Below are 21,605 nucleotides of genomic sequence, written 5' to 3'. Positions count from 1 at the left end.
GCTTATAAAGCTTGTGATTATACTGCTATTTCACTCTTATAAAGCTGAGAATGGCAATATCGTCGGCAACATGTTCGGGTGCTTCGAAGGATTCGTTCTGTAAATGATGCAATAATTGGGAAAACTGTTCATTCAGACCGCCGCTAAATGGCTCCAATGCCCCATCTGAACAGATAATGAAACGTGCATTGCGGCTGAGGATATACTCATTTTCTTCTACCTCAAGGTCTTCAGTCAGGCCTAGAGGAAAACTGCTGGATGACAGGATTTTCGGTTCCTGATTCGGTTCAAAGATAATTGGAGGAGGATAGTGACCAGCACTGGACCATTTCAAGACATGGCTTTCCAGGTTCAGAATTCCGGCAATCATGGTGATATGCTTTTCGATATTTTCCTGAACCAGCATCCCGTTCAGCTTCTTGATCAGCTCACGAGGTGTTTTCGAACGTCCATGAAAGGCTGCCATCCAGGACGTTAATAAACTGCTGGTAACGCCATGACCAGAAACATCTGCAAGATAGAAAATGACTTCTTTATCGCTGATTTTCCAGTAATCGTACCAATCGCCAGATAAATAGGCAGAAGGCTGAAAATAGGTTTCAACCGCATAATTGGTCAATTCAATTTCATTCGGTAGCAAACGTTTTTGTAACTCTGCCGCTGAAGGAAGATCACGACTATCCTGATTACGCTTATATTGCGCATCAATTTTTTGTAATGCGATATCGGGTTGTTCAGGCAGTTTATTCCAGATCCAGCCTGCCAAAGCGCCTTGTTCCCAAGCTTGTGCCAAGGCTGTTCCTTCATTTTTCAGCGCTAATACTACAGTCGGAAGGTTCCACTTGTATTTCAGATAATCATGTACATCTGCAATGGCAATAATCGTTGCATCGTACAACTCGTGATCTTCCAGCTTGATTACTTGAACATGCGGAAGCTTCTCAAGCACTTGATCTAAATAAGGAATATCGCGAGTAGGTTGAATGAAATACATAGACAGGTAGTTCGATCCTGGAATGAGTTATAAGATGTACTATAACAAGCAAATGATTGCTAGCGAACAGTTTTCGCTAGCAAATCAACATTGAGCTTTGGTTTCAAAGGTCATCACTAGAAGATTCAGTCTCATTTTCATCGAAAGATTCATCCTCAAGATTTTCATCATCAAAGTCATCTTCAAGGAATAAAGATTCCTGTTCCAGACCTTTTTTCTGGGCGATCATATAATTAGTGCGTTGCAAATAAATATCGCGAATTTGTGCATAACGATCACCTGTTAACACACCTTCAATATCAAGTAATTCTGCACGATTATCAATTGCACGCCAGAATTGATCACCCCAATACAAGCCTTCATCATCTTCAAGAATATATTTCTGTGGACGGGTCTGGCTATCGACTGCCATACCGAAAGTATCACGCACAGAACTTGGGCCCAGGAACGGTAACATCACATAAGGGCCAGAAGGTACACCATAATAACCTAGTGTGATCCCGAACTTTTCATCTTCATGATCCAGTCCCAGACGCCGGGCAGGATCTGCCAGACCTAAAGTGGTTAAAGTATTAATGGTAAAACGACCCAAAGATTTTGCTGCACGAGCAGGCCGGCCCTGAATCAACTGGTTTACCGCATTCCATGGTTCACCTAAATTGCTACGGAACTGGGTATAGCTGCCGCGCACATCTTGAGGAACCTTTTCCTGATACTGAACCGCAATGGGGCGAACGACTGCCTGATCGATTGCATCATTAAATTGATAGACCTTTCTATTCCAGCCCTGGAAAGGATCTTTAACTTCTTCAGCCTGTGCGGCACTAGCATCGACTTTTAGCTGGGTTTGCAGATGACTCACCTTGGAAGATATTTTTTCTCTGAGTGGAACCGTAGCAGTAGTAGCAGAAGATTCAGTTTCTATTTCAGTCTGTTCAGCCTGAGTAGTGTCTTCAGCAAAAATTAATGGGCTAGAGGCCAAAGAAAATAAGCATAAAGATAAATAAATAGAGCGATGCATAAGGAAACCCCAAAGCCTTGTTCTGAGTATAGTGGCGTTGTTTAATCCGGAATAATAAACTGTATTACTAGGAATAGGCGTAATTTAAGCAAAATTGTATAATAAATGAATAAAAACTTCATAAAAGGCTAAAAATTAGACATGCGGTAAGATTTATTTGAAAAAGGTATTGCAAGCCCCCTGAAATACTGTAGAATGCACATCCATCGGCGGTGATGAAGATTAAAACTTCTGATAAAACAGTAACTTAGCATGAAATGGTTGAGTTAGGTTTTAGAAAGAAAGTTTAAAAATAATTTTCATTACTGGTTGACTTTCTAGAGATAGAGAGTAATATAGCCGACCTAGCTTGCTACTGACGAAGTAGCAAGAAGATCATTAAGAGATTATGAAGAACAACTTGTGTGGATTTTTACTGGTTGATTGATCGAAATTATTTTCATTGATTGAATGGTAGAAATTACTCGAAGTTTATTTGAGAAATATTTGTCAGAAAATTGATGAGCCAAGTTTAAGAACTTTACTTATAAAGTTCGAAATGATTTTAACTGAAGAGTTTGATCATGGCTCAGATTGAACGCTGGCGGCAGGCTTAACACATGCAAGTCGAGCGGGGATAGGGTGCTTGCACCTGATTCCTAGCGGCGGACGGGTGAGTAATGCTTAGGAATCTGCCTATTAGTGGGGGACAACGTTCCGAAAGGGACGCTAATACCGCATACGTCCTACGGGAGAAAGCAGGGGATCTTCGGACCTTGCGCTAATAGATGAGCCTAAGTCGGATTAGCTAGTTGGTGGGGTAAAGGCCTACCAAGGCGACGATCTGTAGCGGGTCTGAGAGGATGATCCGCCACACTGGGACTGAGACACGGCCCAGACTCCTACGGGAGGCAGCAGTGGGGAATATTGGACAATGGGGGCAACCCTGATCCAGCCATGCCGCGTGTGTGAAGAAGGCCTTTTGGTTGTAAAGCACTTTAAGCGAGGAGGAGGCTTACCTGGTTAATACCTGGGATAAGTGGACGTTACTCGCAGAATAAGCACCGGCTAACTCTGTGCCAGCAGCCGCGGTAATACAGAGGGTGCAAGCGTTAATCGGATTTACTGGGCGTAAAGCGCGCGTAGGTGGCTAATTAAGTCAAATGTGAAATCCCCGAGCTTAACTTGGGAATTGCATTCGATACTGGTTAGCTAGAGTATGGGAGAGGATGGTAGAATTCCAGGTGTAGCGGTGAAATGCGTAGAGATCTGGAGGAATACCGATGGCGAAGGCAGCCATCTGGCCTAATACTGACACTGAGGTGCGAAAGCATGGGGAGCAAACAGGATTAGATACCCTGGTAGTCCATGCCGTAAACGATGTCTACTAGCCGTTGGGGCCCTTGAGGCTTTAGTGGCGCAGCTAACGCGATAAGTAGACCGCCTGGGGAGTACGGTCGCAAGACTAAAACTCAAATGAATTGACGGGGGCCCGCACAAGCGGTGGAGCATGTGGTTTAATTCGATGCAACGCGAAGAACCTTACCTGGCCTTGACATACAGAGAACTTTCCAGAGATGGATTGGTGCCTTCGGGAACTCTGATACAGGTGCTGCATGGCTGTCGTCAGCTCGTGTCGTGAGATGTTGGGTTAAGTCCCGCAACGAGCGCAACCCTTTTCCTTATTTGCCAGCACTTCGGGTGGGAACTTTAAGGATACTGCCAGTGACAAACTGGAGGAAGGCGGGGACGACGTCAAGTCATCATGGCCCTTACGGCCAGGGCTACACACGTGCTACAATGGTCGGTACAAAGGGTTGCTACTGCGCGAGCAGATGCTAATCTCAAAAAGCCGATCGTAGTCCGGATCGCAGTCTGCAACTCGACTGCGTGAAGTCGGAATCGCTAGTAATCGCGGATCAGAATGCCGCGGTGAATACGTTCCCGGGCCTTGTACACACCGCCCGTCACACCATGGGAGTTTGTTGCACCAGAAGTAGGTAGTCTAACCTTAGGGAGGACGCTTACCACGGTGTGGCCGATGACTGGGGTGAAGTCGTAACAAGGTAGCCGTAGGGGAACCTGCGGCTGGATCACCTCCTTAACGAAAGATTGACGATTGGTAAGAATCCACAACAAGTTGTTCTTCATGACGATGTATCTGAGGGTCTGTAGCTCAGTTGGTTAGAGCACACGCTTGATAAGCGTGGGGTCACAAGTTCAAGTCTTGTCAGACCCACCATCTGCCAGAAAACAGAAAATCAGAACATTGACTTATTGATAAGCTGGGGACTTAGCTTAGTTGGTAGAGCGCCTGCTTTGCACGCAGGAGGTCAGGAGTTCGACTCTCCTAGTCTCCACCAGAATACTTTTTAAAGCACTGCTTTTAAAAAGTATGCAAGACAAGATCACGAAGTGATCGCGTAGTTGTCTTGGAGGTTAAGCCTTAGTCAAACGGTTTGATAGCTTATAGAGCTTAGTAAGAAAGCGGCGTATAATGCGCGGCATTGTTATTAACCTCTGTGATTTATCACAGTAATGCAGTCCGACGAGGATGCATTAAATCATTAACAGAATATATTTGAGTTGAAATAATTTGTTCATACTCATGAAAGAGCGGAAACAAGAGATCGCAAGATTGATTGTTGAAGTGATTGAATGAGAACTAGCGAAATTAACTGAATCAAGCGTTTTGGTATATGAATCTAATTGAAGCTGTACGGTAGTTAAATCTACGAGATGCCAACTGTATGAGAGTGATGAGTAATCATCACAATCTGTTGCTCATCCTACTTGTAGGGATGAACGACTGTTTGGGGTTGTATAGTCAAGTAATTAAGTGCATGTGGTGGATGCCTTGGCAGTCAGAGGCGAAGAAAGACGTGATAGCCTGCGAAAAGCTCCGGGGAGGCGGCAAATATCCTGTGATCCGGAGATGTCTGAATGGGGAAACCCACCGGCTATAAGGTCGGTATCATAAACTGAATACATAGGTTTATGAGGCGAACGCGGAGAAGTGAAACATCTCAGTATCCGTAGGAAAAGAAATCAATTGAGATTCCCTCAGTAGCGGCGAGCGAAAGGGGAACAGCCCATTAAGTCATATCAGTTTTAGTGGAATGCTCTGGGAAGTGCAACCATAGTGGGTGATAGTCCTGTACACGAAAGGGCTGATATGATGATGTCGAGTAGGGCGAGGCACGTGAAACCTTGTCTGAATATAGGGGGACCATCCTCTAAGGCTAAATACTCCTGACTGACCGATAGTGAACCAGTACCGTGAGGGAAAGGCGAAAAGAACCCCTGTGAGGGGAGTGAAATAGATCCTGAAACCGCATGCATACAAGCAGTGGGAGCCACTTTGTGTGGTGACTGCGTACCTTTTGTATAATGGGTCAGCGACTTATATTCAGTAGCGAGGTTAACCGAATAGGGGAGCCGTAGAGAAATCGAGTCTTAATAGGGCGTTTAGTTGCTGGGTATAGACCCGAAACCGGGTGATCTATCCATGAGCAGGTTGAAGGTTGGGTAACACTAACTGGAGGACCGAACCCACTGTCGTTGAAAAGCCAGGGGATGACTTGTGGATAGGGGTGAAAGGCTAATCAAACTCGGTGATAGCTGGTTCTCCCCGAAAGCTATTTAGGTAGCGCCTCGGACGAATACCATTGGGGGTAGAGCACTGTTTCGGCTAGGGGGTCATCCCGACTTACCAAACCGATGCAAACTCCGAATACCAATGAGTACTATCCGGGAGACAGACTGCGGGTGCTAACGTCCGTAGTCAAGAGGAAAACAATCCAGACCGCCAGCTAAGGTCCCTAAATCATAGTTAAGTGGGAAACGATGTGGGAAGGCATAGACAGCTAGGAGGTTGGCTTAGAAGCAGCCACCCTTTAAAGAAAGCGTAATAGCTCACTAGTCGAGTCGGCCTGCGCGGAAGATGTAACGGGGCTAAAACTATGTACCGAAGCTGCGGATTTGCAATTTATTGCAAGTGGTAGGGGAGCGTTCTGTAAGCCGATGAAGGTGTGTTGAGAAGCATGCTGGAGGTATCAGAAGTGCGAATGCTGACGTGAGTAACGACAAAACGGGTGAAAAACCCGTTCGCTGAAAGACCAAGGGTTCCAGTCCAACGTTAATCGGGGCTGGGTGAGTCGACCCCTAAGGCGAGGCCGAGAGGCGTAGTCGATGGGAAATTGGTTAATATTCCAATACTTCAGTGTAATGCGATGAGAGGACGGAGAAGGTTAAGTCAGCCTGGCGTTGGTTGTCCAGGTGGAAGACAGTAGGCATGCATCTTAGGCAAATCCGGGGTGCTCTATGCTGAGAGTTGATAGCAAGCCAGTTTACTGGTGAAGTGGCTGATACCATACTTCCAGGAAAAGTCTCTAAGCTTCAGTTACACTGGAATCGTACCCGAAACCGACACAGGTGGTCAGGTCGAGTAGACCAAAGCGCTTGAGAGAACTCTGCTGAAGGAACTAGGCAAAATGGTACCGTAACTTCGGGAGAAGGTACGCTGTTGATGGTGATGGGACTTGCTCCTTGAGCTGTTGACAGCCTCAGAAACCAGGCCGCTGCAACTGTTTATTAAAAACATAGCACTCTGCAAACACGAAAGTGGACGTATAGGGTGTGATGCCTGCCCGGTGCTGGAAGGTTAATTGATGTGGTTAGCGCAAGCGAAGCTATTGATCGAAGCCCCAGTAAACGGCGGCCGTAACTATAACGGTCCTAAGGTAGCGAAATTCCTTGTCGGGTAAGTTCCGACCTGCACGAATGGCATAATGATGGCGGCGCTGTCTCCAGCAGAGGCTCAGTGAAATCGAATTCGCCGTGAAGATGCGGTGTACCCGCGGCTAGACGGAAAGACCCCGTGAACCTTTACTGCAGCTTGACATTGAACTTTGATCTTACTTGTGTAGGATAGGTGGGAGGCTTTGAAGTGGTGACGCTAGTTGCCATGGAGCCGTCCTTGAAATACCACCCTGGTAATATTGAGGTTCTAACTCTGCTCCCTGATCGGGAGCGAGGACCATGTCTGGTGGGTAGTTTGACTGGGGCGGTCTCCTCCTAAAGAGTAACGGAGGAGTACGAAGGTGCGCTCAGCGTGGTCGGAAATCACGCGTAGAGTATAAAGGCAAAAGCGCGCTTAACTGCGAGACCCACAAGTCGAGCAGGTACGAAAGTAGGTCTTAGTGATCCGGTGGTTCTGTATGGAAGGGCCATCGCTCAACGGATAAAAGGTACTCTGGGGATAACAGGCTGATACCGCCCAAGAGTTCATATCGACGGCGGTGTTTGGCACCTCGATGTCGGCTCATCTCATCCTGGGGCTGAAGCAGGTCCCAAGGGTATGGCTGTTCGCCATTTAAAGAGGTACGCGAGCTGGGTTTAGAACGTCGTGAGACAGTTCGGTCCCTATCTACCGTGGGCGCTGGAAATTTGAGAGGATCTGCTCCTAGTACGAGAGGACCAGAGTGGACGAACCTCTGGTGTACCGGTTGTGACGCCAGTCGCATCGCCGGGTAGCTATGTTCGGAAGGGATAACCGCTGAAAGCATCTAAGCGGGAAGCCTACCTCAAGATAAGATTTCCCCGAGACTTTATGTCTCCTAAAGAGCCGTTGAAGACTACGACGTTGATAGGTTGGATGTGGAAGTGCAGTGATGCATGAAGCTGACCAATACTAATTGCTCGTGAGGCTTGACTATACAACACCCAAGCAGTTGTATATAAAGCATCAATTGATTTCATATTGATCTAACGATCAGACGAAGCCTTGATTTAGTTAAGCTAATCGAACAAACTACTGCGACTCAGATACATCTGTTAATGCATTCTATTTGAAGAAAGCTAGGCAAACGAAGCGCAAGCAACGTAAATAAGACCATAGCGAGTAAGCATACCAGTTGTGCTGGCGACCATAGCAAGAGTGAACCACCTGATCCCTTCCCGAACTCAGAAGTGAAACCTCTTAGCGCTGATGGTAGTGTGGGGTCTCCCATGTGAGAGTAAGTCATCGCCAGCTCATTATTCCAAAAGCCCTCTGCTCACGCAGGGGGCTTTTTTTATGCGTGGGATTAAGATGAAATAGAAATAGGCTTAAATAAATTTAAGCCTATTATAAATCTAGTTATTTATTGATCTGCAGCGATAATAGACTGTGTTGCATTCTTTAGCATATACAATGCCTGACCCAATAAAATGTCTTTTTCAGCCAAAGTAACCAGAATAAGAGGATGTTTCGGTGCTGCAATTGCTGTCAAAATGGCTTTACCATTTTCTGCATCCAAAGTAATGCTCTGACAGCCAGTAAGATGGATCTCTTTAGTAAACGCAGAAACCATCGCTAAAATCGAGCTGCTCACAGCAGCCAGCTTGCTGTTGTTATAGTTGTCTTTCTTATGAATTGTGGCCAATTCAAACCCATCTGTTGAGCAGACCATTACATAATATACGCCACGAACATTACTAATGATCTCCTGAATTTGCTGTTTGGCATGCTGAACGAGGGCTTCTGGGGCTTGACGTCTTTCTTGTATAGTGAGCATGCTTTAATCCTTAGCTCATGAGGTTATGGTTGACTTCGATTGAAGTAATGAGGGCTTCTAAGAGAAGTAAGATGTCGTCTTTTTGACGAGCATCTACAAAAAAGAGAGGGGTATAGAGATCCTGCTGGATCAGCCAGTCCTTATAAATCTGGGTAAAATGAGGGCTTTCAAGATCACTATGCGTAATCCCAATGGCAATATTATTGGTATATTCCTGGAATACTTCTATATAACTTTCTAGTTCCTGGATCGGGTCACTCACTGTATGATCAATGAGAATAATAGCACCTAGTGCGCCTTGACAGATGACAGGCCAGATAAAGTCAAAGCGGCTTTGTCCTGGCGTCCCATATAGGCCAATTTTGGTTCCATCTTCTAAGGTGATCTCACCATAATCGATTCCTACCGTGGTTTCCATTTTTGAATGACTGCGGTCGTCAGTATTCAGTGCCTCAGTGAGTAGCACTGGTATATCTGATAAGGAACATATCGCGGCTGTTTTACCTGCGCCCATGGAGCCCGCAAAAACGATTTTATATTGTTGTAAAATCATAAGTATTTACTTTATTAAAATCCAAATTTAAATCTTAGCTTTCCAAAAAAGCTTTTAATGAAACTTTGCTGTTCTGTACTTTCAACTGGCTCAGTGGTGCGATAGCGACTTTCCCAAGCATTAATTTTTTCAATATTTCCTGAAGCCATACTGGCCGCGATAAATTGTTGAAGTGTAAGTAAGGAAATCGCATGTTGTTCAGCAATTTTTGAAATCTTAGCGCCTTGGATAAAGCAGGCGGATATCTGAAAAATACGTTTTTTATGCAGCGGATGAGCCGGCTTTGGCCAGTAATGAATTTTGTAGTGACCATCTTCAGGCGCGATCTGAGCAAAACTAGGCGAGTTCCAGAAAAAATTCCATAACTAGTCCTGTAGAATCTGTGTTTCTCTACGTGTCACTTTTAAAAGGTCACTAGTGGATGCGAAGTCATATTGAAAAGAAAAGTCTGTGCCCGTTTCAGCTCGGTCTTTGTTTAACCAGGCCAGGTTTTTTGCTGAGTCAATAATGGCAATGGTGCCATGCCGGTCATAGAGATGTAATTTACCTTTTTCAGGATGCAGCATCTCTTTAAAAAAGTTAATCGTGTAGGGATGGTCAGAAGATTCCTGGCTCTGAACGGGGGCTGAAAATATAGGTTCTTCTATTTCTGAGCTAATTTCTGAATTTAGGACGTTTTGCTCAAACCAGTGCTTGAGATTTTGTGTATTTTGCAGGGGTAAAGCGAGCGTATTATTTATAATTTGGTTCGAATATTGCGCATTTTTAGAGATGCATAAATAAGAGCATTTTTGGTTTTTGAGAACACGTTGAATCCCCTCTGTTTCAAGAAAGTATTCATACACCAGCAGGCAATCGAGATGAGGATCGGAAGCAGTGTTCCATTGCAGGATAAAATGGTCAGGAGTGATGTGTTGTAAAGTTTTTTTAGTTCATCTGCATCGTGAATACTTAAACCTGCTATTCCAATATGAATATAATGCCTATGCATTTTAAGTCTCGATTAAAGTTTATATTTTATTGGGTGAAGCGCATAAGGATTCCCTTTATTGCATGAAATAAAGGGGAAAACTGTGTGTTAGCTGAAGTCTAAACCTTGTTCAAAAGATTTAAGTTCATGACGAGCCATAGCCAGGTTTGCTTTAGAACGATCCAGTACAAGATACAGGAATACATTGTTATTCTTTTCGAGTGGGCGAATGAGGTGATATTGCTTGCCCAGCGTAATCAGAATATCTTCAATCGAGTCATTCAGGTTTAATGAATTCTCTACACGGCGTTTTGCGCGAACCACTTCTGTATTGCCGGCTGCTGCAAGTTCAAGATCGATATTGCCACCACCTTGAGTTGCTAAAGCCAAGCCGCTTTCACCATCAGCTAATGCTGCAGCAACGAAACCATCAATGTCTGTAAGTGTATCTTAGGTTACCTTAGCCATCATTATTTCCCTGTTATAAGAATAGTTGATGCGATAGTTGTATTTAATGAAGTTCGAATATTATCTTTTTCATTCAAATTCATTATAAAAATGGGGGAGTAAATTACAATTAAAATAAAAACCATATAAAATTTAATGGTTTACTTTATGTTTTAATTTTTAACTTGTACTTTTTAATTATGTGATGCGTTTATATTTTTATTTAAGGATATGTGAAGTGATTTTGTGATTATTTTTTGATCTATAATCTCACCTTAATCTAAAAGATGTAACAAAATATTTTAAATAGATTATGGAACTAATTAGGTAAAAATTTCAGTTAAAAAAAATAGATTCACTTCATTCCCCTGATAAATTTAAAGAATAAAAAAAGCCAATATCTCATTGGCTTTTAGTAAAACTGAATTTTTGAGGTTGAAGTATTTATGCAAATACGCGTAATACTGCTTCAATCAGTACCCAAAGAATCGCAAGCGCAACTACTGGCTCAACGATTTTTGCCCAGGTTGGTACTTCTACAACAGCAACTTCTTCAACATCATGATGCTGGATATTTTGATGAACCATTTGGCTAAACTCCTTCATTGATGCTTCTAATGATAGCTCTTCTTCATGAATTGGTTTAGAGCCTTTGAGTTCCGTTAGGTTATTTGTTGTCCAAACCCAATCATCTGCCTGTCCAGACAAATGTTCAATTTGTCCTTTCAGCAGCTCTTGGATACTGGTCTGATTATGATTGCCAGTATCATGTAACTGCTTCAATTCAGTCAGCTGAAAATGGAAAATTTCAGACGTGAGCTTTTCCAGCTCAGGTTTTGGTAAAGTTGACTTGTTTTCCACTCGGGTAGTCAGGTGACGGGCAATTTCCAGAATATAGAGTTCATCTGGATGTTTGATTTCATTATAAATTTTTTGCGGATTATTGCGCCATTCGCTAATCAGTTTGCCTAAAGTGAGAGCATTGATTTCTGAAATATATTTACGTCTTTCTTCTTTTGTATAGCCTTGTAGAAGCTCAGGCTTTTGAGTTTCTATCTGTTCAACAAAATATTGTACTAAATCAAAAGCCATTCACTTACTCCATTATTTTTAATCTAATAACCTTAGGGTTGGTTTTTTCTTTGCGGGTTCAGGCTGTTCTTCAGTGCTTGATTTTAAAGCATCTTCATCACTTTGTGTATGCTCATATTCATTTGGATCAAAGAATAACCCTTGACCATTTTCACGTGCATAGATTCCGAGGACTGCTGTCATCGGTACATAGATATCACGTGATACACCACCAAAACGTGCTGAGAAGGTGATGGCTTCGTTATTCATATTCAGCGCATGAACTGCATGCGGCACAATATTCAGGACAATCTGGCCATCTTTAATAAACTGCTCGGGTACCATAGTATTTGGACGTGTAGCATCGACCAGCAGATAAGGCGTCATATTGTTATCGCAAATCCACTCATAGATTGCACGTGCCATATAGGGACGAGTAGGACTTAAGTTGAATTCTTGTTCAGACATGATGTTTCTCTACAGATTTGATTTGTTCTTGGTAGCGGTTTTTTTCCTGCAAGGTCATGGATTTTGCAAATGCAGGACGGCTAAAAACTCGCTGGCAATATAAATAAAATGGACGACATTGTTGTCGAGGTAATTCTACTCCCATGCTTTTAAGTCGAATGAAAATGGGAGCCAGCATGCAATCCAAGATGCTGAATTGTTCCGACATAAAATAAGGGAAATGCTGGAACAGGGGCGTTAATGAAATCAGGATATCATGCAACTGTTTTTGAGCCTTCACTTTGGCTGCAGCGTCCAGAGTATCCGGATGGCATAGCATGATATCGGCCAGTTTGAGCCAGTCATTTTCAAAGCGCCAGATATATTGTCGCTGTTCCGCACGAGGCATCGGTGCATCTGCATAGAGCTTGTTCTGGCGGTAACGATCGTCTATATATTCGGAAATGATGCTGGTATTGAATAATTTTAAATCATTTTCAATCAGCATGGGCAGCTGGTTATAAGGATTGAGGCTGGCCAGATCTTCATCATCACTATCGACCAGGATCAGGTTATATTTAATCTGCTTTTCAGCAAGTACGTAGCGAATCCAATGGGAACGAAAGTCATCGGCATGGCTATATAAGGTGAGTCCTTGAAGTGGCGCGCTTTCGACTGACATAAATCCTGATTAAGTTCTAATGAATAAACTAGGATACTAAAAATCAACCTAAAAAGCACGAAGCATAAAAAGCCAATTGGACTAAGGCAGGGTAGAGTAGAGAAAAAAATGAAAGGAGCAGAACAACATGATCATGAATTCCGGCTTAATCATCCTGTTTATTATCATCGGTGTTGCGAATTATTATCTGACCAAATCCTTCTGGTGTCATGAAGGAGTATGGGGTAAGGATGTGCATGAACAATGACCATAAAAATAATATTAAGTGGTCATTTTAAAACCATAAAAAAACCCTGGAATAAACCAGGGTTTTTTTGTCCGATCCGGTAAACGAATTAACGTTTAGAGAATTGAGGACGTTTACGAGCTTTACGTAAACCAAGTTTCTTACGTTCAACTTCACGAGCATCACGAGTAACGAAACCAGCTTGACGAAGAGCAGGTTTAAGAGTTTCGTCAGAAGCGATCAGTGCACGAGTAATACCGTGACGGATAGCGCCTGCTTGACCACCGATACCACCACCAGCAACAGTGATGTAAAGGTCATATTTCTCAGTCGCTTCAAGAAGCTCTAGAGGTTGACGAACAACCATACGAGCAGTCTCACGACCGAAGTATTGTTCTAAAGAACGGTTGTTGATTACGAGTTTACCAGTACCAGCAGATAGGAAAACACGTGCAGTTGCGGTCTTACGGCGACCTGTACCATAGTTAGTAGCCATGTGCTGTATCCCTTAGATGTCCAAAACTTGTGGCTGTTGAGCAGTATGTGGATGCTCAGTACCAGCGTACACTTTCATTTTTTTGATCATTGCATAACCAAGAGGACCTTTTGGCAACATGCCTTTTACAGCGCGTTGGAAAATTTCTTCTGGTTTGTGAGCAACTAATTTTTCAAAATTAGTTTCACGAATACCACCAGGGAAACCAGTATGGCGATAGTATTTCTTGTCAAGTGATTTGTTACCAGTCACTTGAACTTGCTCAGCATTGATAACAACGATGTAATCACCAGTGTCAACGTGAGGAGTATAAGAAGTTTTATGCTTACCGCGTAAACGACGAGCGATTTCAGTCGCGAGACGACCTAAAGTTTTGCCAGAAGCATCAACAACGTACCAGTCGTGTTGAACTTCAGCTGGCTTAGCGCTGAGAGTTTTCATTAAACCACTACCTATTATAGTTGGTTTGGACTATGGAAGCTGTCCAAACAAAAGGAGACCGAATTCTACCCGAAAGCCGGGAGAACCACAATGAAAATATAAAATTTCAAGCGCTGTATTTTACAACGTCTTTCAATGAATGACCAGTAGGATTTTTAGCCTATAAACACATATGATTAATCATTAAATAATAAAACGGACCTAAGACTAGGGGTACATCTTTGTATGAGTGGATTCACCTGTTTTTTAATATGTATTTCTTTAGCAAATGACCTGTCTTCGATTCTGCTTAGGTTTGCTTTCTAAACTTGAGACAATCTTCCTTGAAAATGGCAAAAGCTAAACATGTCGAGTGTTGAGATGATTGCCTGAAACTCTTTATACGGTTCATTGACGTCAGTCCGATTTTATCTTTCTTTAATATAATGAGAAATGTACATTATTATTTGAATAAACATCATCTCAACCTTTATCTAAAACTTTCCCTGTGAAATTTGTACTAAAATAAGGACAATTGATAATACAGAAGAAAGTCATGCTGCCTTTATATATTACCAGTGGTGAACCTGCCGGAATTGGTCCAGATATCTGCTTGAGTCTGGCGGATCGTATTGATGAGCGTCCATTGGTGGTACTCGCCGATCTGGAAATGCTCCGTCAACGGGCACAGCAGTTAAAACTTCTGGTTGAACTGATTGAATATACAGGGCAAACGATTTCTTCAGAAAAAGGTCAGCTTTATGTCGAGCATGTGCCTTTAAAAGAGCCGGTAGTACTAGGACAGCTGAATAGCCATAATGCCGCTTATGTACTGGAGCAGCTACGTCGTTCAGCTGAATATGCTATGACGAATAAAAGCGTGGGTGTAGCGACTGCACCAGTGCAAAAGTCGGTAATTAACGATGCAGGCATTCATTTTAGCGGTCATACCGAGTATTACCAGGAATTCGCAGGTGTACCGCGTGTGGTGATGATGTTAGCAACCAAAACCTTGCGCGTGGCTTTAGCAACCACACATCTTCCACTTCGTGCAGTTGCTGATGCGATTACTCCGGAACGCCTGCATCAGGTGATTAATATCCTGATTCACGACCTGAAATCCAAATTCAAAATTGAACATCCGCATATTCTGGTCTGCGGTTTAAATCCACACGCAGGTGAGGGCGGTTATCTGGGGATGGAAGAGATTGAAGTGATCAATCCTGTGCTTGAAAGCTATCGTGCTCAAGGTATCAATATGAGCCTGAGCCTACCTGCAGATACTTTATTTACTCCTGAAAACTTGAAAGATGCCGATGCTGTTCTGGCGATGTATCACGATCAGGGCTTACCTGTGTTAAAATCTCAGGGCTTTGGTGAAGCCATCAATATTACTTTGGGCTTACCGTTTATCCGAACTTCTGTCGATCATGGCACAGCACTCTCCCTCGCAGGTACAGGCCTTGCGAAAAGCTCAAGCTTACATGTGGCTGTGGATTTGGCGCTGGATTTAGCGCGTCAATGATCTCGTCTTTATTACACGTTGGAAATGTCTATGTATCAGATTAATGCCTTAAACCCAAAAGATGAAGGGCATCACACGCGTAAGCGTTTTGGTCAAAACTTTTTACATGACCAACGTGTCATTGCTAAAATTGTACGTTCGGTAAACCCGCGTGCAGGTGAAAATATTGTTGAAATTGGTCCGGGTCTGGCTGCTTTAACATCGCCTTTAATTGGTGAATGTGATGCCTTGACTGTACTTGAGCTGGACCGTGACTTGGCCGCTGGTTTGCCGGGTCGTGTGCCGCATCCTGAACGTTTAACCATTATTGAAACAGATGCGCTGAAATACGATTTCACCAATTTGTTTGAAGAAGGTCGTCCGTTACGTGTAGTCGGAAACCTGCCTTATAACATTTCGACACCACTGTTGTTCCATCTCCTGGAATTTGGTGACAAAGTGAAAGACATGCATTTCATGCTGCAAAAAGAGGTGGTCGATCGTATTACAGCTTCACCGAACACCAAAGAATATGGTCGTTTGTCGGTGATGATCCAGTATTACTGCAAACCGACTTTTCTGTTTGAAGTGCCGCCAGGTTCTTTTAATCCGCCACCAAAAGTGACATCTGCCGTGTTCCGTTTGGAGCCATATGATGTAAAACCGATCGTGGCAAAAAATGAAAAAGCTTTGGCTCGTCTGGTATCGCATGTATTTACCCAGCGCCGTAAGACTTTGCGTAATAGCCTGAAAGGGATGCTGGTTGAAGATGGTTTTGAAAAGGCAGGTGTGGATCCAATGGCACGTCCAGAGACACTATCACTTGCCCAATTTGTGGCTTTATCTGATCAAATGGTAGCTTAAAAATAATGACCCGCACTGTTCGATACAATTATGTGATTGGTGATGTACAAGGCTGTTTTGAAGCCTTGAAGGCATTGCTGAAAGAAATCCGCTTTGATCCTGATCAGGACTTTGTCTGGTTTGCTGGTGATCTGGTCGCTCGAGGGGAAAACTCGCTGGGTGCATTACGCTTCATTAAAAAGCTGGCGGATAATGGCGTGGCGGCAACAGTACTCGGTAATCATGATCTGACTCTTTTGGCCTATGCACGTGGCATCAAGCCGATTAAAGACAAGGACAATGTCCGTGATGTGATTGATGCGATCGACAGTGATGAGTTAATTGACTGGATTCGTAAACAGCCGATGTGTCTGTTTCCGAATGAACAGACGATACTGACCCATGCCGGTATTCCCAATATCTGGGATGCAGCCAAGACGGCTGAATTCGCCAAAGAAGTAGAAGCCATTATTGCCCATGAAGATTTTGAAGTGGTGGATGCTTTCTTAAAGGAAATGTTTGGGAAAGAGCCTACACTCTGGTCAGATGAATTAGAAGGTCATGAGCGTACGCGCTGTATCGTGAATTACCTGACCCGGATGCGTTTAACTGACGCAGAAGGGCGTCTGGAATACAGTTTTAAAGATTCACTGGATGATCCGATGCCGGAAGGCTTTAAGCCTTGGTTCGAATTTGAATCGAAAACTGCCGCAACCCATCAAATTGTATTTGGACACTGGGCCGCCTTACAGGGTAAAACCATTTCTGGGCGAATTCAGAATGTCGATGGTGGCTGTGTCTGGGGTAATCAGCTGATGGCTTATCGACTGGAAGACCAGCAAATGTTTGCCGTCGATAATCCGGTATTTTAAAATATTTAAAGCTCAAAAAAGCCACGTTGAACGTGGCTTTTTTATTGTGCTGATGATTAGTCTGCGCGAATCCAGGTCTGGTTGCGGCCCAGAACTGAAACACCCACACTGGCACGTAGCGTTAAACGCTTGCCGGTATTGTTTAGACGAACCTTGGCATCATAAATTTTACCTGCCAATGGATCAATGACACGACCTTTTTCATAATTTTTGGTGCCTTCAACGTGTTTCAGGCCTTTTAGAATAGTCATGCCTAAAATCGGTTGATCGGTATAAGGGGCTGGGCATTTATTACATTTTTCGCGTGGTGTATAACCTGGACGTGGCGTGATTTTCGCAATCTTGCCTGAGTAAGTATTATTTGCTTCTTTTTCGATGACAATGATGGCTTTTGCTGCTCCAGTTTTATCATCAATCTGCTGCCAGGTTCCGCTAATATCTTGAGCCCACAGGTTCATCATGAATCCTGTAGTCAATGTGGCAAGGAGTATCTTCTTTAACATATCCATCATTCCAAAGAACTTTTCATTATTGCCCGCACATGTTAGGAAGATTGCACAAATAGTCAATAAATAATTAAAAATCATGGAATTAAATTTATAAAAAAAGCTGCCTGTTTGGCAGCTTTGAGAAAAAGTGTGAACTTATTCCTGACGAATCCAGGTCTGGCTACGACCCAGAGCAGAAACACCCACATAACCGCGTAGAGTTAAACGTTTGCCGTTGCTGCTTAGACGAACCTTGGCATCGTAGATTTTACCTGCCAATGGATCAATCACACGACCTTTTTCATAATTCACGCTATCACCAACCTGTTTTAAACCTGTCAGTACGTCCATCCCCAGGATCGGCTGATTGGTATAAGGAGCAGGACATTTATTACAGGTTTTTTGCGGGGTATAACCTGGACGAGGCGTTACTTTGACAATTTTGCCGGCATAAGTACCATTGCTGTCCTGACGGATTTCAATCAGTGCTTTTGGTGAACCAGTCTTATCATCGATTTGTTGCCATGTCCCGGTCAAGTCTTGTGCATAAATGGTCCCAGTCATGAATGTAGCAATGAGCATTAATCCTAATTTAGATTTATTCATTTATATTTATCCTTTTTTCATAGATGAAACAAACTATCCCAAACACAAGCGTGTGGTTTTTTAATTTTGGCTGATTTTAGAGTAATGAGCGTTGCAGATCGCTCGGTCAATCTGCTTTAAGCCTGTTGATTCCCCATGACAGAAATCTGTCGATGTTAATTGCTTTGTTGCTGAATTTTCAGTAAAAGCAGAGAAATTCAGTAAGATCTTTAACCTGGTAATGTCTTGCATTCTATCTCCTTATATTGCGCATCAAAATCCGTTTGATGCTAAGCTTGTTAAAGCAAATGAATCTAATATTTATATGCATGTTTTATATTGTATAAAAAAAGCATCTGTCTAATATTGATACAACTTAATGCATGAAAATGCAAGCTTCTGTGCACTAAGTCATGAATTAATCTTGTTTAATCCAGGTCTGGCTGCGTCCCAAGGCTGACACACCCACATAACCACGTAGGGTTAGACGTTTGCCATTGGCACTTAATTTAGCTTTGGTGTTGTAAATATTGCCGGATAAAGGGTCAATCAGTTTACCTTGAGAGAAATTATTATTGCCTGCATCCTTTAAGCCGGTGAGTACATCCAGACCAAGAATCGGTTTATTGGTATAAGGTGCAGGGCAGGAAACACAGGTTTCGCGCGGTGTATAGCCAGGACGAGGCGTAATCTTGGTAATTTTGGCAGTATAAACACCATTTGAAGTTTCACGAATTTCCAGAATCGCTTTAGCTGATCCTGTTTTATCGTCAATACTTCTCCAGGTGCCTGAAATATCGGAAGCGAAAGCCAGATGACTGAAAAAGGTCAGGGCTAAAAAGGATAATAATTGAACCTTTTTCATAGGTCTGTTCCTGAGTGAAAAATTCTTTATTTCCCTATAGTAAGAATAGTTTCATTCAGAAACAAACGTTAAATATTGATTGATGAGTCACATTTTTTGCAGATAAAGTATAAAAGTTGGCAACCAGATCGCAGTAAAAACGGCATTCACTGCCATGCCAAACGTAGCATAACGTCCGGCAACACTGCCACGCTGCCAGGCTTGAGCTGTACCAATCGCATGTGCTGCTAGACCTAGAGCCAGACCTGAAGCACGCTCATCATTGATATGTCGTAAAATAAATGGTGAAAATGCTGCACCAATTACGCCAGACAAAATGACGATCAGAATGGCCAGACTAACAGGTGCCTCCAGTAAGGTCGCAATATTAATTGCAATTGGTGTCGTGACTGCACGGGTGGCAAAGGCCATGATGTCGCCAGAAGACATATGTAGTAAATAGGCGAGACCCATCGGTAAGGCGACCGCACTGATACTGGCAAAAACCAGAATTCCGACAATAGCTTTCAGTGGCAGGTCATCATAACGCATGGCGGCTAGCGGAATCGCCAGTGCAACTGTGACATAACCAAGCAAATGGTTAAACAGTGGATTGACCTCATCCATATAATGCTCATAAGGAATACCCAGCACCAATAAAATCACCAGCACCAGGAACATGCTAAACACAATCACAGGAATTTGCGGAATAACACGATTGCAGGGTTTGGCAAGCAGATAAGCAATTAAGGTAATCGCAAAGCCATAAAGAACAGAAAACATGTGCGACTCCTATAACCAGCGTTTTGCCATTTTGGCGTAGATCCAAAGAGGGAGCAGAGTGCTCAGGCATAACACCAGCATAAAGGCTGGAATTTTTTGTCCCATATGCATCAGCATAATTAGCGCGCCTGCACTAATCGGTAAAAAAGCGAAGGCACTTTCTTTCATCAGCTTGTTATTGGTATCCACCAGACGCGCTGGAATTTTGCCAAAATAGCGCCAGGCAAATAAGGTGACTAGCAGGCTGATGAGTCCGACCAAGTTGCCCAGTTCAGGGTGATCTAGCTGGCTCATTAGCCAGACTGAAGCTTCACGAAATACAATAATTAAGAGGAGAGTGCCGATCCATGCTGACCAGTCAATATGTTTTATCCAGTTCATTGGTGATGTCATTTAAAAGTTTACTTATCAAGTTTTACTCGATCTTACGCTGGATTTCAAACTCTTCAAGTGGACGCTGGAATTGAAGTGCTTGAGATCCCAGAATTTCTTCTATCGGTAAATGTGCCTGTTTGATTAGTTGTTCCAGCTTCGGAGGCGCAATCCGCACATCGATATGTAACTGACCTTCATCATCATAATGTTCGGACTGAATCACGTTCAGCGCATAAAGTTGATTGCGCAGTTTGCCATAGGCAGGTTTCAATACCAGTTCAAAGTGCTGAACCTGACCCATTAATGCTTCATGCACTGCTTTGCGTAATAGATCCAGCCCTTCACCACTATGTGCTGAAACATAGACCCGTTCAGGCTGACCGGGCTGGCGGTAAATGATTTTGGCATCTTCACCGCTACAGTCGATTTTATTATAAACCCTTAGAACCGGAACATCGGCACCAATTTCCTTGAGCACCTTTTCAACGGCTTCAATTTGTTCAAGCATTTCCGGACTGCTGGAATCGATCACATGCAAGAGCAGGGTTGCTTCAACGGTTTCTTCCAGAGTTGCTTTAAAAGATTCGACCAGTGAGTGCGAAAGATTACGCACAAAGCCTACCGTATCTGCCAGTACCAGATTACCAACGCCGTCCCATTGCAGGCGTCTTAAAGTAGGGTCCAGAGTCGCAAATAGTTGGTCTGCTGCATAAACATCGCTATCGGCCAGAATATTGAATAAGGTAGATTTTCCCGCATTGGTATAACCTACTAAAGACACGGTTGGAACAGCCGCTTTTTGCCGAGCAACACGGCCCTGAATACGGGTTTGACGGACTTTTTCTATTTTGGTTTTAAGCTGTCCCATGCGGATACGCAATAAACGGCGATCTGTTTCTAGCAGGGTTTCACCCGGACCACGCAGACCGATCCCGCCTTTCTGGCTATCCAGATTGGTACGGCTACGAACCAGTCGTGAAGACAGATGCTGTAATTGTGCCAGTTCAACTTGCAGTTTCCCTTCATAGGTACGGGCACGCTGTGCAAAAATATCGAGGATGAGTTCGGTACGATCAACCACCCGGCAATGCACCACATTTTCAAGGTTACGTGCTTGGGCAGGTGTCAGCGCATGATCGAAGATGACCAGATTGGCATCCAATTCTTTGACCCGTTCAGCAATTTCTTCTGCTTTTCCTGAACCCACAAAAAATTTGGCATCCGGTTTTAAGCGTTGAACAAAGAGATGTTCCAGAATTTCGGCATTTGCAGATTGAGCTAACAGATGAAACTCTTCAGCATCAAGGTCATCCAGCATTTGTACGCTCACACTGACCAGTATGACGCGTTCTTTTCCCTGATGTTGCTCAAAATATTCCACTCAGGCCAATCTCCAGTTGAAAACTTCATTTTAGTTGAAAATGAACTTTACAGATACTGAAATAGCG

General features: G+C 43.4%; 21 protein-coding genes, 2 tRNA genes and 3 rRNA genes. 8 read left to right on the top strand and 18 right to left on the bottom strand.

The features are described 5' to 3' along the window. Positions 1-25 precede the first annotated feature (25 nt). Both gigA and AC4MBN_RS11650 read right to left on the bottom strand, forming a co-directional pair. Complete coding sequence (gene gigA, locus AC4MBN_RS11655; protein WP_180011763.1) at positions 26-994, bottom strand: RsbU family protein phosphatase GigA; 969 nt, start codon at positions 992-994, stop codon at positions 26-28. Between the two features lie 103 nt (positions 995-1,097). Beyond that, positions 1,098-2,015 carry an MlaA family lipoprotein gene (locus AC4MBN_RS11650; RefSeq protein WP_180011765.1) on the bottom strand — a complete coding sequence of 306 codons (918 nt, stop codon included), beginning with the start codon at positions 2,013-2,015 and terminating at the stop codon, positions 1,098-1,100. A 545-nt stretch (positions 2,016-2,560) separates the two neighbouring features. Between AC4MBN_RS11650 and AC4MBN_RS11645 the strand changes: the two genes are divergently transcribed. The 5 genes from AC4MBN_RS11645 (at position 2,561) to rrf (ending at position 8,028) form a co-directional block, all read left to right on the top strand. Next, positions 2,561-4,098: ribosomal RNA gene (locus AC4MBN_RS11645) — 16S ribosomal RNA — on the top strand. A gap of 61 nt (positions 4,099-4,159) precedes the next feature. Next, positions 4,160-4,236, top strand: a tRNA-Ile gene (locus AC4MBN_RS11640). Positions 4,237-4,281: 45 nt separating this feature from the next. After that, positions 4,282-4,357 (top strand) — tRNA-Ala (locus AC4MBN_RS11635). 462 nt (positions 4,358-4,819) lie between these two features. Beyond that, positions 4,820-7,711, top strand: a 23S ribosomal RNA gene (locus AC4MBN_RS11630). 202 nt (positions 7,712-7,913) lie between these two features. Beyond that, positions 7,914-8,028 (top strand): 5S ribosomal RNA (gene rrf, locus AC4MBN_RS11625). Together the 16S, 23S and 5S rRNA genes with 2 tRNA genes alongside form the textbook arrangement of a ribosomal RNA operon. A gap of 109 nt (positions 8,029-8,137) precedes the next feature. Here the strand turns inward: rrf and AC4MBN_RS11620 are convergent. The 10 genes from AC4MBN_RS11620 to rplM all read right to left on the bottom strand — a co-directional run bounded on the left by AC4MBN_RS11620 (position 8,138) and on the right by rplM (position 13,884). Further along, positions 8,138-8,551: a roadblock/LC7 domain-containing protein gene (locus AC4MBN_RS11620; protein ID WP_419364734.1), complete on the bottom strand. Its 414-nt coding sequence runs from the start codon at positions 8,549-8,551 to the stop codon at positions 8,138-8,140. A gap of 10 nt (positions 8,552-8,561) precedes the next feature. Beyond that, positions 8,562-9,104, bottom strand: coding sequence for a GTP-binding protein (locus AC4MBN_RS11615; RefSeq protein WP_491880249.1), 543 nt, complete (start codon positions 9,102-9,104; stop codon positions 8,562-8,564). 14 nt (positions 9,105-9,118) lie between these two features. Further along, positions 9,119-9,253: a hypothetical protein gene (locus AC4MBN_RS11610; protein WP_419364730.1), complete on the bottom strand. Its 135-nt coding sequence runs from the start codon at positions 9,251-9,253 to the stop codon at positions 9,119-9,121. Between the two features lie 216 nt (positions 9,254-9,469). Next, positions 9,470-9,949, bottom strand: a complete 480-nt coding sequence (locus tag AC4MBN_RS11605; RefSeq protein ID WP_491880248.1) for a hypothetical protein — start codon at positions 9,947-9,949, stop codon at positions 9,470-9,472. 233 nt (positions 9,950-10,182) lie between these two features. Then, on the bottom strand, positions 10,183-10,509 hold the full coding sequence (locus AC4MBN_RS11600; RefSeq protein ID WP_419364750.1) for a roadblock/LC7 domain-containing protein: 327 nt from the start codon (positions 10,507-10,509) through the stop codon (positions 10,183-10,185). 456 nt (positions 10,510-10,965) lie between these two features. Next, on the bottom strand, positions 10,966-11,613 hold the full coding sequence (locus tag AC4MBN_RS11595; RefSeq protein WP_419364726.1) for a hypothetical protein: 648 nt from the start codon (positions 11,611-11,613) through the stop codon (positions 10,966-10,968). A gap of 18 nt (positions 11,614-11,631) precedes the next feature. Then, a complete protein-coding gene (locus AC4MBN_RS11590) occupies positions 11,632-12,060 on the bottom strand; it encodes a ClpXP protease specificity-enhancing factor (RefSeq protein WP_491880247.1) in 429 nt (142 codons plus the stop codon). After that, positions 12,053-12,721: a glutathione S-transferase N-terminal domain-containing protein gene (locus AC4MBN_RS11585; RefSeq protein ID WP_312087198.1), complete on the bottom strand. Its 669-nt coding sequence runs from the start codon at positions 12,719-12,721 to the stop codon at positions 12,053-12,055. The genes AC4MBN_RS11590 and AC4MBN_RS11585 overlap by 8 nt, the downstream gene beginning before the upstream one ends. 335 nt (positions 12,722-13,056) lie before the next feature. Continuing rightward, the gene (gene rpsI / locus AC4MBN_RS11580; RefSeq protein WP_004785251.1) at positions 13,057-13,443 is read right to left on the bottom strand and encodes a 30S ribosomal protein S9; all 387 of its coding nucleotides are present in this window, start codon (positions 13,441-13,443) and stop codon (positions 13,057-13,059) included. Between the two features lie 12 nt (positions 13,444-13,455). Then, on the bottom strand, positions 13,456-13,884 hold the full coding sequence (gene rplM, locus AC4MBN_RS11575) for a 50S ribosomal protein L13 (protein ID WP_004785249.1): 429 nt from the start codon (positions 13,882-13,884) through the stop codon (positions 13,456-13,458). Positions 13,885-14,419: 535 nt separating this feature from the next. Between rplM and pdxA the strand changes: the two genes are divergently transcribed. Genes pdxA through AC4MBN_RS11560 form a run of 3 tightly spaced genes read left to right on the top strand, consistent with a single transcriptional unit; the run spans position 14,420 to position 17,082 of the window. Next, positions 14,420-15,388, top strand: a complete 969-nt coding sequence (gene pdxA / locus AC4MBN_RS11570) for a 4-hydroxythreonine-4-phosphate dehydrogenase PdxA (RefSeq protein ID WP_491880246.1) — start codon at positions 14,420-14,422, stop codon at positions 15,386-15,388. A 30-nt stretch (positions 15,389-15,418) separates the two neighbouring features. Beyond that, on the top strand, positions 15,419-16,231 hold the full coding sequence (gene rsmA / locus AC4MBN_RS11565) for a 16S rRNA (adenine(1518)-N(6)/adenine(1519)-N(6))-dimethyltransferase RsmA (RefSeq protein WP_034704111.1): 813 nt from the start codon (positions 15,419-15,421) through the stop codon (positions 16,229-16,231). A gap of 5 nt (positions 16,232-16,236) precedes the next feature. Then, positions 16,237-17,082: a symmetrical bis(5'-nucleosyl)-tetraphosphatase gene (locus AC4MBN_RS11560; protein WP_491880245.1), complete on the top strand. Its 846-nt coding sequence runs from the start codon at positions 16,237-16,239 to the stop codon at positions 17,080-17,082. 56 nt (positions 17,083-17,138) lie between these two features. Here AC4MBN_RS11560 and AC4MBN_RS11555 read toward each other — a convergent pair whose 3' ends face one another. The 6 genes from AC4MBN_RS11555 to hflX all read right to left on the bottom strand — a co-directional run bounded on the left by AC4MBN_RS11555 (position 17,139) and on the right by hflX (position 21,538). Continuing rightward, positions 17,139-17,585, bottom strand: a complete 447-nt coding sequence (locus AC4MBN_RS11555) for a DUF2147 domain-containing protein (protein WP_034704141.1) — start codon at positions 17,583-17,585, stop codon at positions 17,139-17,141. 141 nt (positions 17,586-17,726) lie between these two features. After that, the gene (locus AC4MBN_RS11550; RefSeq protein WP_004785238.1) at positions 17,727-18,176 is read right to left on the bottom strand and encodes a DUF2147 domain-containing protein; all 450 of its coding nucleotides are present in this window, start codon (positions 18,174-18,176) and stop codon (positions 17,727-17,729) included. Between the two features lie 397 nt (positions 18,177-18,573). Continuing rightward, positions 18,574-19,020 (bottom strand): DUF2147 domain-containing protein, encoded by a 447-nt coding sequence (locus AC4MBN_RS11545; RefSeq protein ID WP_284880625.1) that lies wholly within the window; start codon positions 19,018-19,020, stop codon positions 18,574-18,576. An 87-nt stretch (positions 19,021-19,107) separates the two neighbouring features. Next, positions 19,108-19,782, bottom strand: coding sequence for an LrgB family protein (locus AC4MBN_RS11540; protein WP_159123660.1), 675 nt, complete (start codon positions 19,780-19,782; stop codon positions 19,108-19,110). Between the two features lie 9 nt (positions 19,783-19,791). Next, positions 19,792-20,163, bottom strand: a complete 372-nt coding sequence (locus AC4MBN_RS11535) for a hypothetical protein (protein WP_491876570.1) — start codon at positions 20,161-20,163, stop codon at positions 19,792-19,794. Between the two features lie 34 nt (positions 20,164-20,197). Continuing rightward, complete coding sequence (hflX, locus tag AC4MBN_RS11530; protein WP_491880244.1) at positions 20,198-21,538, bottom strand: ribosome rescue GTPase HflX; 1,341 nt, start codon at positions 21,536-21,538, stop codon at positions 20,198-20,200. Positions 21,539-21,605: the final 67 nt, after the last annotated feature.

This window comes from Acinetobacter sp. CAU_H_60, from assembly GCF_058599385.1.
Note: the sequence above shows the minus strand (reverse complement) of the source record. Positions and strands in the feature narration are given on the sequence as shown.